Below are 13,061 nucleotides of genomic sequence, written 5' to 3'. Positions count from 1 at the left end.
AAAGAGGGTAGTTATGTCGACACAGAATCAGGCAACTCGTACCGAAAAAGATACCATGGGCAACGTGGAAGTCCCAGCTGACGCTTATTGGGGTGCGCAAACTCAGCGTAGCCGTGAGAACTTTAAAATCGGTGGCGAGACCTTGCCACGCCCGATGATTGAAGCAATGGCATTAGTGAAAAAAGCCGCTGCGATTACCAATGCGAGCCTTGAGCGTATCGAAGGCGATAAGCGCGATTTAATCGTGCAAGCTGCTGACGAAGTCATCAACGGCGGTCTAACGGATCAGTTCCCATTGGTGGTATGGCAGACAGGTTCTGGTACCCAGTCAAACATGAACATGAACGAAGTATTGGCCAACCGTGCTAACGAAATCGCTGGCAATGAGCGCGGCAGCTATACGCCGATTCACCCGAATGACCATGTTAACCATGCACAGTCTACCAACGACAGCTTCCCAACCGCGATTCGTGTTGCTGCTGCTCGTCAGATCAATAGCCTGCTTATCCCAGCGGTAAAAGCATTGCGCGATACGTTAGATGCTAAAGCCAAAGAATTCGATAGTATCGTTAAAATTGGTCGTACCCATTTGCAAGACGCGACGCCTTTGACCCTAGGTCAAGAATTTAGCGGTTATGTCAGCCAGCTTGACCATTCATTAACTCGTATCGATAACGCGCTACAAGGTCTATATGAATTGCCACTAGGCGGCACAGCGGTTGGTACAGGTCTAAACGCCCATCCTGATTATGCGGTAAAAGCTGCTGAGCAATTGGCTGAATTAACAGGCTTACCGTTTGTCACTTCACCAAATAAATTTGAAGCGCTAGCCGCTCGTGATGCTGAAGTATTTGCTTCTGGCGCACTCAAAACGCTAGCTGGCAGCTTAAATAAAATCGCTAACGACGTCCGTTGGTTAGCATCAGGTCCTCGCTGTGGTCTAGGCGAGTTGACGATTCCTGAAAATGAGCCAGGCTCATCTATCATGCCGGGTAAAGTAAACCCAACCCAGTCAGAAGCAATGACCATGGTCGTCGCGCAAGTGATGGGTAACGACGTCACCATCAGCATGGCAGGTGCGTCAGGTAACTTTGAGCTTAACGTTTATAAGCCAGTGATTGCCTTTAACTTGTTGCAATCTATCAAGCTATTGGGTGATGCGTGCAATAGCTTTAATGAAAATTGTGCGGTTGGTATTGAGCCAGTCAAAGACAAAATCGATGACTTCTTGCATAATTCATTAATGCTAGTGACTGCTTTGAACCGTCATGTCGGTTATGAAAACGCAGCAAAAATCGCCAAGACTGCTTATAAAGAAAACAAAACTTTGAAGCAAGTTGCCGTTGAGCTAGAACTATTAACTGAAGCGCAGTTTGATGAGTGGGTAACCCCTGCTGATATGGTGCATCCTTCTTAAGTCGTTGACCGAATAACGACCTGCTACGGTGTCAGACTCGCTTAATGTACGACAGGTGCAATTTGCGCTCATCTTCCTTGTAGCAGTGTGATATTTGTTCCACTGAGAAGTCAGTTATTTGAAAAGACCTTGCCATCCTTTATAGAGGAATGAGCAGGGTCTTTTTTTTGCCTATGAATTAAGGCGCATACATCGCGCGCAACAATGTCTTACGCTCAGACAACAAGCATACTAATAGTTATAACAGCGCAAACAAAATTTTAATTAGAATATGTGTATAGATAAGGGCTCGTGAATGAAAGTTTTAAAAAAAATTTTAAATCACGACAAAGATAATAAGAGCGAACGATTAGACTAACTAAAAATAGTTCGCCGCTAACGTCCATATTTTTCTTATCTATGACTATTCTATTTATATCATTGAGGTAATTTATGAAAAAGTTAACTGCCGCTCTATCATCAGCGGGTATTATGATGGCGATGTTGGGTTCTGGTTCTGCCATGGCTTACTCGGACCAAGTGATGGAGCCAAGCGAGAGTTATGATACCGCTGTTAAAATTAGACAAGTCAACTATACTTGCCAAAGCGATAAGAAAATCAGCGTGACTTACGGTTTTAACAAAGAGTATTTACCGACCTTTGCAGAAGCCAATCTAAATGGCAAAAAAAGATTTTTACCAATTAACTTAGGTCGTTCTGACGATGTCGATACCGTGTTTGGTGATGAAGACAACTTTAGTACTATGACGGGTGCGCTGCGTTTGAATAACTATCATAAATCATCGGCTAATATCCAAAACGCTAGCCGTGAAATCCTTTATAAAGGCTGTAATGTTGCCTCTATCAAAAAGCTTAAAGGCTAGTTTTTAGCAGGTTAATAGAGTTAGATAAAAAAAGACCTTGTCATATAATGTGGCAAGGTCTTTTTTTATTGCATATACGTGCTTAACTAAAATTTATAAAGCAATCCTAGCGTCGTCGTGGCATCCGTACGCGAGTCAACCATTGGACTATCGTATTGTTCATTTGGCAGATAGCTTAAGCTTTGATTGGCAAATCCTGCCCAGCGCTCATTAAAGTCATAATTAGCGCTAATATTGATATAAGGGTTTAAGCTATTATTTGACTCATAAGCAGCGACGCCTGTCTTCGCTGCCTCTTGCGCACTAACGCCATAATAATAGTTATTGTAGTCAGCATCATGATACTCAAAGCCAATGCTTGGATAGACGGTCAGCTTATCTTTAGTAATTTTAGCAAGATAGGTCAAGCGCGCTGTATTACCACCACTTTTATCTAACACGTCAGTCGCGACTTGCAGGCGGAAACCACCAACAGGCGTACGGCGCAGATAGGATAGACCGGCAGCGGCTGAGGCTTTACGCTCATCAAGACCTTGCAGGGCGCCAGTTGCATCGTCAGGGTCGAACTCGCTGCCATCGAGCTGAGCATAAGCGGCTAGCTGATTGGTGCCATCATTGATGATATAAGCGCCCGCTTGCGCACCGCGTGCGTAGATTCTGTTGTTATCATAAAACACACCCGGCAATACTTTTATGTCGGTGCTGTCTTCCAAATCATAAGCCGACTTGACTGCCATGACGTTGACGCCGACGCTTAAAATGGCATCTTTATCAGTTGGTAAGTTGTTTTTAAAGAGGGCGGCGTTAGAGATGCTGGCGACACTAAATAGGGCAGTGGCGGTCAATGCGCTAAGGACAGTGCGCGTCAACGGTTTCGATAGCGCTGATGATTTAAACATGATTTGCTCTCATAAGTGGGTGGGATAAATGATAAAAACAGAGTCGATAAATAGAATAATAAATAAGTCTGGCATTTTACTCAATGGCGGCGAGCACTTGTAGTATTTGCTGATGAATATCTTGCCACCACCATATAAAACCAATACTGATCAGCAGCATGACCAGCCACGGTAGCAATTGCCAAATAAACGTCGATTTGGTCACTGTTTGTTGTTCGTTAATTTTGCTGTGATTAAGGGCTGCTTGATTAGCATAGCTATCTAAGGGTAAGTTTACAGCAGAGTCGTGATTAGAACTGCTGTTATTATCAAAACTACCCCCATTATCAAAGCGAGGAGCGTGGGTAGAAGTAGGGATAGAAAAGTCAGTATCGCTACTTGTTGGAGAATTGATATAAGTAGTCTGATAAATGTCTTGCGCTGCGCTAGGCACATTCTGTAGCGTAGCAGCCAAGCGCTGACGGTAGGCGATAGCAAACGCCAATGCAATCACCAATCCTGTGACCGCGCCGCCAATATGACCGGCATTATCAATGCCCGGTACGGCAAAGCCATATACCAAATTGATGCCCATAATAATGATTAGGCTTTTCAGATTGAGCACCATGCCATTGACTGATATTTTAAACAGCGCGGCTATCAATAGCGCGGCACCGATACCCATGATACCGCCAGACGCGCCCGCTGATAGCCCAGGTTGACCAGTGCCATCCAAAATACCTTGCCACGTGATATAATTGTTCAGTAAATTACCACCGATTGCCGCCAGTAAAAATAACGCCAAAAACTTCGCTGAGCCAAACATCGGCTCGGCGATTTGCCCAAAGAAATACATGGCAAAACCATTAAACAATAAATGCATCAGACCGATGTGCAAAAAGGCACTACTTGCCAAGCGCCATGGTTCATTATCCATAGTATAAGGCAAAGCATTGGCGCCCCATTTGAGCAATGCTTCAGTCGATGGATTGTTAGCATCGACGCCGCTCAGCACCTGCATGATAAATAAGCCGATAAAGCTTATTAATAGCAAAGTGGTGACGGGCGCGGTTTTTAATAATTGTTGAATGGTCATAAACGCAAACTATCAATAAAAAGTGATGAGTAGAGTATAAAGGCTAGGGTTAGGGCGTGTCACCCATAAGTGGGTTATAGTCGATTCAACTGCAAAACGATATAGGGTTGCTAGAATAAATTTTTCGAAGCCTCTGGAGTGCGAAGCACACAGCAAGCAAGGAAAATTTATTCTAGCAGCATGCTATTTTGAACATATCCTTTTTAGATCAAATTGAATATATCAATATTTAATAAAGCTGGGTTTTTAATAAGGACTGGCTTTTTAATAAGCATGAGTTTTAAGATTCTCATAAGTGCCTTTAACCAAAATGTCATCCGTCACTTGATTGATATCGGTATGACCACAAAACGCCATGCTGATATCACACTCGTTATAAATAAGCTCTAGCGCACGGCGAACACCATCTTCACCATAAGCGCCAAGTCCATACAAAAATGCGCGACCAATCATTGTACCATTGGCGCCTACAGCGAGTGCTTTGAGCACATCTTGACCAGAGCGAATACCACTATCGAGCCAAATCTCAATATTGCTATTTTCCGCTCGTACCGCTTGCACGATATCAGCGAGCGCGGCAATGGAAGACAACGCCCCATCAAGCTGACGGCCGCCATGGTTTGAGACGACTAATGCATCGGCACCGCTACGGGCAGCCATGATGGCGTCTTCAGGTTCCATGATGCCTTTGATAATGAGCTTGCCGCCCCACATATCTTTAATGCGTGCGACGTCATCCCAGCTTAGCGCCGGGTCAAACTGTTCAGCCGTCCATGCCGAGAGCGATGAGATATCTTCGACGTTTTTGGCATGACCGACGATATTGCCAAAACTATGACGTTTGGTGCCGAGCATATTCATGCACCATTGCGGCTTGGTCATGAGATTCAATATATTACCAAGGGTAGGTTTTGGCGGCGCGGATAGACCGTTTTTGATATCTTTATGGCGCTGTCCGAGCACTTGTAAATCCGCGGTTAAGATAAGCGCGGAACAATTGGCCGCCTTAGCGCGGCGAATCAGATTTGCCATAAACTCTTGGTCGCGCATCACATAGAGCTGAAACCAAAACGGCGCACTGGTGTTTTCTGCGACATCTTCGATAGAGCAGATACTCATGGTTGAAAGCGAGAAGGGCACGCCAAATTTCTCCGCTGCCCGTGCGGCGTGAATCTCACCATCGGCCCACATCATGCCAGTAAAGCCAGTTGGGGCGATAGCAACGGGCATTTTGACTTTTGAGCCCAGCATATCCGTGGCAAGCGAGCGCCCTTCCATATTGACCAGAACCCTTTGGCGCAATTTAATACGGTCAAAGTCGGTTTCATTGTTGCGATAAGTAGTCTCAGTCCATGAGCCTGAATCGACATAATCATAAAACATCCGTGGTACTTTACGCTCGGCAACACGGCGCAAATCCTCAATTTCCGTTATTTTCTTTAAATCTTTCATAAGTTTCTCATTATTATCATTTTTTACGTTGTCTGTTTTATGACGCTGCTAATAATTGCTGCAAATCCAACACTGAAAAAGGATAGTTCAAGCGTTTTGATGGCGTCAATATCACAGGAATCGTAGTAGCAAACTCCATCATCAGCACCTCATCAAAATCAGCAATATCAACATACTGATAGCGTATCGGCTGCACCGCTTGAAATTGGCTAAGCAGCTGCTCAGCGATGTCACAAAGATGACAGCCAGTCGTTCCGAGTAGCCACCATTTATCCTGATTTTCAGCCGTACCAAGATTGGGATTGGCGGCAATCATGCGTGCCCGTAACATTGCTACTGTATTATTAGCCATATTTACACTCTTATTCTTATATCTATTTATCGCCAAGCGTTAGTTTTAAATTTCTTAGATTAACACATGAAGTGCAATACCAAATGTGAGGTGAAAAAAAGACCTAGATGCGCTAGCATCAAAGTTTTTATCCACCGACCAAAGTGAGATTGCAACCATGAGCTATACGCATCTAAGCCTAGGGGAACGATACCAGATTTATGCCCTAATAGGGGCAAAACATAGTATTAATTTCATAGCTCGAGAGTTAAACAGAAGTCCCAGTACCATATCAAGAGAGCTTAGGCGTAATAAAAGCCTACGAGGTTACCGAGCAAAGCATGCTAATAACAAGGCTTGTGATAGACGGGCTAACAACGCCACAACTATTGTGGCTGACATCTGGGCATGGGTGACAGACAAGCTTAAAGAGAACTGGAGTCCCCAGCAAATAGCCGGGTTTCATGGTGGTATTAACCACATGAGTATCTATCGCTATATATGGAAGGACAAGAGACAGGGCGGCAAGTTATGGCAGTGTCTCAGACGTAAAGCCAAACCATACCGGCAGCGTCTAACTGCTGAGACCCGAGGCCGTATCAATGACAGAGTCTCGATTCATGAACGCCCTTGTATTGTTGAAGAACGCTCACGTATTGGTGATTGGGAAGCGGATACCATTATCGGTCAGCATCACAAGCAAGCGATTGTCACGCTCGTTGAACGTAAAACGGGGCTGCTGAAGATGAAACGTGTGGATAATAAAACGGCCCAGCAAGTATCAGAGGCAATGATAGAGCTCTTAAAGCCAGTGAGGTTGCAGGTTAAGACCATTACCTCTGACAATGGTAAAGAGTTTGCTCAGCATAAGAAGGTGAAACAAAAGCTCTTTAGCCCTTTCTTCTTTGCCGATGCTTATGCGTCATGGCAGCGAGGAACCAACGAAAATACCAACGGCTTGATCAGAGAGTATCTGCCTAAAGGCTGTGACTTTAGACAAGTCTCTGATAATGAAATACAGGACATTGAGAACAAACTAAACAACAGACCAAGAAAACGCTTAGGGTTTAAAACGCCTATGCAGGCGTTCTATAATATTAATTAGCGTTGCACTTGGTGTGTTAATCTAAGTTTTTAAAGAAAAGTATTCGTAGCACTTGGCAGTATTTACATAATAAAGAAATAGGGTAAATAATGACAGCGATTGTGAGATTAGGTAAGATGACCTGCTATTTATGATTAACGCGTTAGGGTTAACAGTTTATTATGTTGACTATTTTTTAACTACTTGGATATCGCTCGCATGGCAAGTTTTGGCACATTTCTCAAACGCTTATTACTGGCATTCATGTTGTTGGTGGTGGCTTTTCATATATTGGTCGCAGGTCTGCTACTGATTTGGAAGACCCAGCCGATTAATAATAGCATGTTTATGCTGACCCATCGTTTAACGGGTGGCACGGTCACGCAAACGTGGGCTGAGTATGACGCCATTGCCAAATCTGCCAAACAAGCAGCGATTGTCAGTGAAGATTCGACCTTTAGCCAGCATAATGGCTTTGATATGAAAGGCATTAAGGCGGCACAGAAAAAGAACGAAGAAACGGGCAAAATGTCAGCGGGCGGCTCAACGATTACCCAGCAATTGGCCAAAAATTTATTTCTTACCTCGCATCGCTCTTATACCCGTAAAGCTGAAGAAGCGATTATCACAGTAATGATAGAAACCTTTTGGGATAAGCAGCGCATTTTGACCGCTTATCTCAACGTCGCTGAGTTTGGTAACGGCATTTATGGTGTTGAAGCTGCCGCCCAGCATTATTTTGATAAATCAGCGGCCGACTTAAATCGTGACGAATCGGCTTTGCTCATCGCCATGCTGACCAATCCAAAATACTACGAAGGTCATCAAAGTGACAAACGCTTGCGCAACAAACAACGTATCATTAAAAAACGCATGAAAAATGCCGTCTTACCGCAATCCGCTTAGAAAACGATTGGCTTAGCATGTAATTAGCTTAAATTGTCGGTTGGCATTAAATAGCGTTCATAAAAAGTAAAAGATGACGGCATATCGATCACGTAAAGGATTAAAAAGGTGGCAGAGATGGTTAATAAGCAAAATAACGATCATGAAATTAACGATAGTATTAATGTTAGTACAAAAACGGATAGTGAACTCAGCACGAATCTGGTCAAAACAGAAGAAGAGCTAACAGCAAGCTTGACCAAGAGCTTGAGCGAAATAGATTGGCAGCGTTTCGACGATGGCAGCTATTCGCCGAGCAGCTATATCAATCGCGATTTGTCATTGTTGCAGTTTCATCTGCGGGTGCTGGCGCAGGCCGCCAGTCCGCGCCATCCTTTGTTAGAGCGCTTGTTTTTCCTCATTATATTTTCTTCCAACATGGATGAGTTTTTTGAGATTCGTGTCGCCGGTATCATGCAAAAACTCAATATGGGTGATGTCTCAACCAGCGCTCATGGTATGCGCCCAAGCGAAGTGCTCAGAGAAATCTCTGCTGTCACTCATAAAGCCATCAGCGAGCAATACCGCATTTTAAATGAAGATATATTGCCAGCCCTAGCTAAAGAAGATATTCGTTATCTCAAACGTGATGAGCTAACTCCTGAGCAATCGGCATGGATGAAGCAGTATTTTACCGAGCAAGTTTCACCAGTCTTGACCCCGATTAGTATTGATCCGGCGCATCCATTTCCACGCTTAGTGAATAAAAGCTTAAACTTTATCGCCACGCTAGAGGGCAAAGATGCCTTTGGTCGTGATATCAATCTCGCCATTGTACCAGCGCCACGCAGCTTACCACGTGTCATCCGTTTACCTGATGAGCTGACGGGTGGTAAAGAGCATCATGTGATGCTATCGGCGGTGATTCATGAGCATATCGGTGAGTTGTTCCCGGGGATGAATGTCACTGGTTGTCATCAATTTAGACTAACGCGCAATGCCGATTTGGATTTGGCAGAAGATGTCGATGATATTGCCAAGGCACTAGAGGGCGAGCTTGAAAACCGCCGCTTTGGCGACAAGGTACGTTTAGAAGTCACTACCGATTGCCCAGCGCCGATTAGCGATTATTTGCTCAATGAGTTTGAGCTACATGACAATCAACTTTATCGCGTCAATGGGCCTGTCAACTTAACGCGCTTGCTGTTTGATTTTAATATCCCAGCGCTACGTTATCAGCCTTTTACCCATGTCGTCCCCAAACCGTTCCGCCGTGAAGTTGATAAGCTCGATAAAGCGACCAGTATGTTTGCCGCGATGCGTAAGAGCGATGTCTTGGTTCATCATCCGTTTCATGCGTTTTCACCGATTATCAATCTATTGTGGCAAGCAGCAAGTGACCCAAAAGTGCTCGCCATTAAGCAAACGCTATATCGTTCAGGTACCAATTCAGAAATCGTTAAAGCCTTAGCGGCGGCGGCGCGCAATGGTAAAGAAGTCACGGCGGTTATCGAGTTACGCGCCCGTTTTGATGAAGCCTCAAATATCGCAGTGGCTAATTATCTGCAAGAAGCAGGCGCGGTGGTGGTTTACGGTATCGTCGGTTACAAGACTCACGCCAAATTGATGCTTATCATTCGCCGTGAAAACGATAAAATTCGTCGTTATGTGCATCTCGGTACGGGCAACTATCATGCTGCCAATGCCAAAGTCTATACCGATTATGGTTTATTTAGCGCCGACCCTGATATCTCAGAGGATGTGCACAAAATCTTCCAAGAGCTGACGGGTATGGGTAAACCTGCCAATCTAAAAAAACTCCTACATGCGCCGTTTACCTTGCATGAAAAGCTCATGAGTTTTATCGATGATGAAATTGCTCAAGCCAAAGCAGGCAAACGCGCTCATATTATCATCAAGGTCAATGCGCTGACCGAGCGCCGACTGATTGATAAATTGTATGATGCATCGCAGGCAGGCGTTAAGATTGAGCTAATTTTGCGCTCCATGTGCTGTCTGCGCCCGCAGGTAAAGGATCTGTCCGAAAATATCACTGTCCGTTCTGTGATTGGGCGCTTTTTGGAGCATACGCGCATTTATTACTTTTATAATGCTGGCGATGAGCGCTTGTATTGCGGCAGCGCCGACTGGATGGACCGCAACTTATTCCACCGCGTTGAGGTGGCGTTCCCAATCGAAGACAAAAAGCTATTTAAGCAAATTTATCAAGATGGTTTAATCAACTATCTACAAGACAATACTCAGGCTTGGACGCTTGACGGTAATGGCGTTTGGCAGCAATTACAACCAGCGGCAGATGAAACGCCGCATATCGCACAAGAGCATTTATTAAAGGTCATTAATGGCGTTGGCGAGTCAACTTAGACTATTTTTCAACAACCTTTTTCGATTCAATAAGCATTGAAAAGCCCAAATAAAAACTAAGCATCCGTATTTATCGGGTCTTGGTTTTTTTGTTTAACAGCGCTTATAAAGTTGCGGAATAAATTACCAAAAAAGTAGCGCACTGATGAAAAGCAAGTTACAAACTGTCGGCTAACCTCACATTTATTCACACATTGATACCGCAGTACACTGGTGAGCAGTCAAAAATTATTCTTATAATTAAGTTATACCTCGTCTCTGATAGACGACAGTCTATATATCAATAATTTACAAAGAGCGAGCAAGGACAAGCTAATCATAGCTAGCACAATTTTATTATAAATAAATTATAAATAAGAGGAATTGCCCCATGAGTAATACCAATAATGACACATCTGATGTAAAAAAAGCTGCAGAACAAGCAGATAGTCAACAAATCGAAAAAAACCTAGCAGATAACAAGCAAGTCGATGAACCAGAAAATCTAAGCGAAGAGCAAAAAACGCCTTTTATCGAAGATGATTTGCGTACTGATAAATAATAAAACTAATCTGTTGCTCTACACCAAACACGAGGGACACGCCATGAAAGACTTTACCCAACCTAATGATGAAGAACCAGTACCAATTGATGATCCTGCGGCATTAAAGCCAAAAAATCCTAAAGACAGCTATAAAGGTCGAAAGTACGAGCCGGATATTGATGGACCTGAGCAAGCATCACAGGAAACCGATGAAGTATATGTAGACCCACGTAAAGAAGAAGATTTGCCACCCGGTGGTAAAAACGTCGCTGATTTAAACGCTTATGACTTATCTCAAAAAAATAATGAGTAATTGGTAGCAGTTATTCAACTGAAAGATAAATGAGCGAATGTAGCGATTTACTATCATGATAAAAATAATAATTTAAAAAACGATAAGGATATTATGATGCAAGCCAAAGATATGCCAACCAAAGATCCTGAATTAACCAAAACTCGTATCCAAGAGAATGATATTCGTGAAACAGCTATTACAGAGAATGAGGTTCATTCATCTGTTGCTCATGATGAAATCGAAGACAATACTAGAGTCAATAAAGGTACCGATACCTTTAAAGAAGGTGTGATAGAAACAGAGCATGTAAACAAAAATGACAATCCTGCGCGTCAGCCAGATCGCCGCGATCAAGAAGGTAATGCTTTCGATGAAGGGGTAAATGAGCATACTATCATGCCTGAAGCGGCTAAAAGTACCGATATAAACGATTTAAATCGCTATGCTAATGTCGATAATGCGCAAACACGCGTACTAAATCCTGATGAAAAAGATTTCTAATAGTTAAGATGAAAGGTGCTTAGCGAGGCTAAGAGTGCTAGCAAATATAGATAGCTATTTTTTATATACTAATAATTATAAAGAGAAGGCCTATGACTATACAAAACGACAAGAACGTTAATGCTACGGACGTTAATAATAAGGATGTTGATGTGCATCAGCAAAAGTTGAATCATCCAGAAAATAACCCTAATCTAAAAGATGCCGATGACAATAATGGTATTGTACCTGACGATGCCCTGCAAAAGGTCAATCCGGCAGAAGCAGAACGGTTGACGGATGACCACGATCCGCATCATGTGGTAAAAAATCACAAACAATATGATACTTCGATAACCGAAAGCGATAAATAATGGCTTTCAGGACAATAAAAGATTGAATAATATAAGAACTTGACAGTTTGTAATGTTGTTTTAGATTGCAGTATTTAAAAGGTTTAATCATTAGTGAGGTTTTATACGCTAACGGTTAAACCTTTTTTATTTCAAGTGAAAATTAATAAGATGCTTAGTTAATTAAGCAGGGTTACCACTATGAAAGCGTAGCTCGCTATCTGGACTTGATATCAGCTCTGCTTCAACTTCTTTAAAAAAGGCGACACGCTCGTCAATACTATCTTCAGCTAGTGATTGTGCTAATGCCAAATAATCTTCAAAATGGCGACTTTCTGATTTAAGTAAGTAGCGATAGTATTTCGCCAATCGTTTATCATTAATGACTTCCGCCAGCGCCGCAAAACGCTCACAAGAGCGCGCCTCGATAAATGCCCCAATAATTAAGACATCTACCATCGCGGCTGGCTCGTAAGTGCGTTTATGCTTGAGCATGCCTTTGGCATAACGTCCAGCGCTCAGATATTTCCATGCTTGCCCGCGCTCATTCATGATGCCGAGCACTTGCTCATAATGCAGCATCTCCTCGCGTATTAATTGTGCCAATTTGCGCTGTAAGTCATAAGAAAACTCATAACGAAAGATTAAATTCATCGCCGTACCAGCCGCTTTTTTTTCGCAGTTGGCATGGTCTTGAATGATTAACGGCAAATCCGCAAGGGCAGCATCGACCCAAGCCTGCGTGGTACGCGCGCCTAAAAATTCATAAATAGGCGATAGGTCTACTTTTAGTGGCGTTCTTAATTGCGCGATATCGACACTGTCTTCTTGAGAGCTGTCTTGGTCAGCGTCATTATTTTGAGTTAGCGTTGCAAGATTTTGGGTAGTAATAGTCATAGTTTTTCGGACTTTTTAAACAGTAGGTTTAAGGCAGTATTTATTAAACAATAATAAAAAGGCTTAAGAGTGAGAGCTATTATAACGGCTATAACGGCAAATATTTTTAATGGCGTTTGGC

The 13,061-nt window shown here is 43.2% G+C and carries 14 protein-coding genes; 9 read left to right on the top strand and 5 right to left on the bottom strand.

Annotated features, from left to right (window positions below):
* Positions 1–13 precede the first annotated feature (13 nt).
* Complete coding sequence (gene fumC, locus RAH45_RS10290) at positions 14–1,417, top strand: class II fumarate hydratase (protein ID WP_068407164.1); 1,404 nt, start codon at positions 14–16, stop codon at positions 1,415–1,417.
* Positions 1,418–1,849: 432 nt separating this feature from the next.
* On the top strand, positions 1,850–2,281 hold the full coding sequence (locus tag RAH45_RS10285; protein ID WP_068407161.1) for an ACP-like domain-containing protein: 432 nt from the start codon (positions 1,850–1,852) through the stop codon (positions 2,279–2,281).
* 86 nt (positions 2,282–2,367) lie between these two features.
* On the opposite strand, the gene RAH45_RS10280 is transcribed toward RAH45_RS10285, so the two are convergent.
* The 4 genes from RAH45_RS10280 to RAH45_RS10265 all read right to left on the bottom strand — a co-directional run bounded on the left by RAH45_RS10280 (position 2,368) and on the right by RAH45_RS10265 (position 6,059).
* The gene (locus RAH45_RS10280; protein WP_068407158.1) at positions 2,368–3,180 is read right to left on the bottom strand and encodes a MipA/OmpV family protein; all 813 of its coding nucleotides are present in this window, start codon (positions 3,178–3,180) and stop codon (positions 2,368–2,370) included.
* 76 nt (positions 3,181–3,256) lie between these two features.
* On the bottom strand, positions 3,257–4,255 hold the full coding sequence (locus RAH45_RS10275) for a rhomboid family intramembrane serine protease (RefSeq protein WP_306495255.1): 999 nt from the start codon (positions 4,253–4,255) through the stop codon (positions 3,257–3,259).
* 264 nt (positions 4,256–4,519) lie between these two features.
* Positions 4,520–5,707 (bottom strand): alpha-hydroxy acid oxidase, encoded by a 1,188-nt coding sequence (locus RAH45_RS10270; RefSeq protein WP_198328912.1) that lies wholly within the window; start codon positions 5,705–5,707, stop codon positions 4,520–4,522.
* Positions 5,708–5,744: 37 nt separating this feature from the next.
* Positions 5,745–6,059 (bottom strand): glutaredoxin family protein, encoded by a 315-nt coding sequence (locus tag RAH45_RS10265; RefSeq protein ID WP_102077664.1) that lies wholly within the window; start codon positions 6,057–6,059, stop codon positions 5,745–5,747.
* A 157-nt stretch (positions 6,060–6,216) separates the two neighbouring features.
* On the opposite strand from RAH45_RS10265, the gene RAH45_RS10260 reads away from it, so the two are divergent.
* The 7 genes from RAH45_RS10260 (at position 6,217) to RAH45_RS10230 (ending at position 12,064) form a co-directional block, all read left to right on the top strand.
* Positions 6,217–7,143, top strand: a complete 927-nt coding sequence (locus RAH45_RS10260) for an IS30 family transposase (RefSeq protein ID WP_306495254.1) — start codon at positions 6,217–6,219, stop codon at positions 7,141–7,143.
* A 198-nt stretch (positions 7,144–7,341) separates the two neighbouring features.
* On the top strand, positions 7,342–8,028 hold the full coding sequence (mtgA, locus tag RAH45_RS10255) for a monofunctional biosynthetic peptidoglycan transglycosylase (protein WP_198328911.1): 687 nt from the start codon (positions 7,342–7,344) through the stop codon (positions 8,026–8,028).
* Positions 8,029–8,145: 117 nt separating this feature from the next.
* Positions 8,146–10,392, top strand: a complete 2,247-nt coding sequence (gene ppk1, locus RAH45_RS10250) for a polyphosphate kinase 1 (protein WP_306495948.1) — start codon at positions 8,146–8,148, stop codon at positions 10,390–10,392.
* Between the two features lie 370 nt (positions 10,393–10,762).
* Entirely contained in the window at positions 10,763–10,933 is a 171-nt protein-coding gene (locus tag RAH45_RS10245; protein WP_193032189.1) for a hypothetical protein, read from the top strand.
* A gap of 43 nt (positions 10,934–10,976) precedes the next feature.
* Positions 10,977–11,228 carry a hypothetical protein gene (locus tag RAH45_RS10240; RefSeq protein ID WP_068407143.1) on the top strand — a complete coding sequence of 84 codons (252 nt, stop codon included), beginning with the start codon at positions 10,977–10,979 and terminating at the stop codon, positions 11,226–11,228.
* A 93-nt stretch (positions 11,229–11,321) separates the two neighbouring features.
* On the top strand, positions 11,322–11,711 hold the full coding sequence (locus RAH45_RS10235; protein ID WP_306495253.1) for a hypothetical protein: 390 nt from the start codon (positions 11,322–11,324) through the stop codon (positions 11,709–11,711).
* Positions 11,712–11,803: 92 nt separating this feature from the next.
* A complete protein-coding gene (locus tag RAH45_RS10230) occupies positions 11,804–12,064 on the top strand; it encodes a hypothetical protein (protein WP_306495252.1) in 261 nt (86 codons plus the stop codon).
* A gap of 162 nt (positions 12,065–12,226) precedes the next feature.
* On the opposite strand, the gene RAH45_RS10225 is transcribed toward RAH45_RS10230, so the two are convergent.
* On the bottom strand, positions 12,227–12,940 hold the full coding sequence (locus RAH45_RS10225) for a MiaE family protein (protein WP_306495251.1): 714 nt from the start codon (positions 12,938–12,940) through the stop codon (positions 12,227–12,229).
* Positions 12,941–13,061 lie beyond the last annotated feature (121 nt).

It is taken from the genome of Psychrobacter sp. van23A (assembly GCF_030845275.1).
In the GTDB taxonomy this organism is placed as follows: domain Bacteria; phylum Pseudomonadota; class Gammaproteobacteria; order Pseudomonadales; family Moraxellaceae; genus Psychrobacter; species Psychrobacter faecalis.
This window is presented reverse-complemented; position numbering and strand designations above follow the sequence as displayed.

Coding starts and splice junctions, on each gene's coding strand:
- RAH45_RS10285 (WP_068407161.1), top strand. CDS start 1,850: ATGAAAAAGTTAACTGCCGCTCTATCATCAGCGGGTATTATGATGGCG.
- RAH45_RS10245 (WP_193032189.1), top strand. CDS start 10,763: ATGAGTAATACCAATAATGACACATCTGATGTAAAAAAAGCTGCAGAA.
- RAH45_RS10265 (WP_102077664.1), bottom strand. CDS start 6,059: ATGGCTAATAATACAGTAGCAATGTTACGGGCACGCATGATTGCCGCC.
- RAH45_RS10270 (WP_198328912.1), bottom strand. CDS start 5,707: ATGAAAGATTTAAAGAAAATAACGGAAATTGAGGATTTGCGCCGTGTT.
- RAH45_RS10275 (WP_306495255.1), bottom strand. CDS start 4,255: ATGACCATTCAACAATTATTAAAAACCGCGCCCGTCACCACTTTGCTA.
- RAH45_RS10260 (WP_306495254.1), top strand. CDS start 6,217: ATGAGCTATACGCATCTAAGCCTAGGGGAACGATACCAGATTTATGCC.
- RAH45_RS10225 (WP_306495251.1), bottom strand. CDS start 12,940: ATGACTATTACTACCCAAAATCTTGCAACGCTAACTCAAAATAATGAC.
- ppk1 (WP_306495948.1), top strand. CDS start 8,146: ATGGTTAATAAGCAAAATAACGATCATGAAATTAACGATAGTATTAAT.
- RAH45_RS10230 (WP_306495252.1), top strand. CDS start 11,804: ATGACTATACAAAACGACAAGAACGTTAATGCTACGGACGTTAATAAT.
- mtgA (WP_198328911.1), top strand. CDS start 7,342: ATGGCAAGTTTTGGCACATTTCTCAAACGCTTATTACTGGCATTCATG.
- RAH45_RS10240 (WP_068407143.1), top strand. CDS start 10,977: ATGAAAGACTTTACCCAACCTAATGATGAAGAACCAGTACCAATTGAT.
- RAH45_RS10235 (WP_306495253.1), top strand. CDS start 11,322: ATGATGCAAGCCAAAGATATGCCAACCAAAGATCCTGAATTAACCAAA.
- fumC (WP_068407164.1), top strand. CDS start 14: ATGTCGACACAGAATCAGGCAACTCGTACCGAAAAAGATACCATGGGC.
- RAH45_RS10280 (WP_068407158.1), bottom strand. CDS start 3,180: ATGTTTAAATCATCAGCGCTATCGAAACCGTTGACGCGCACTGTCCTT.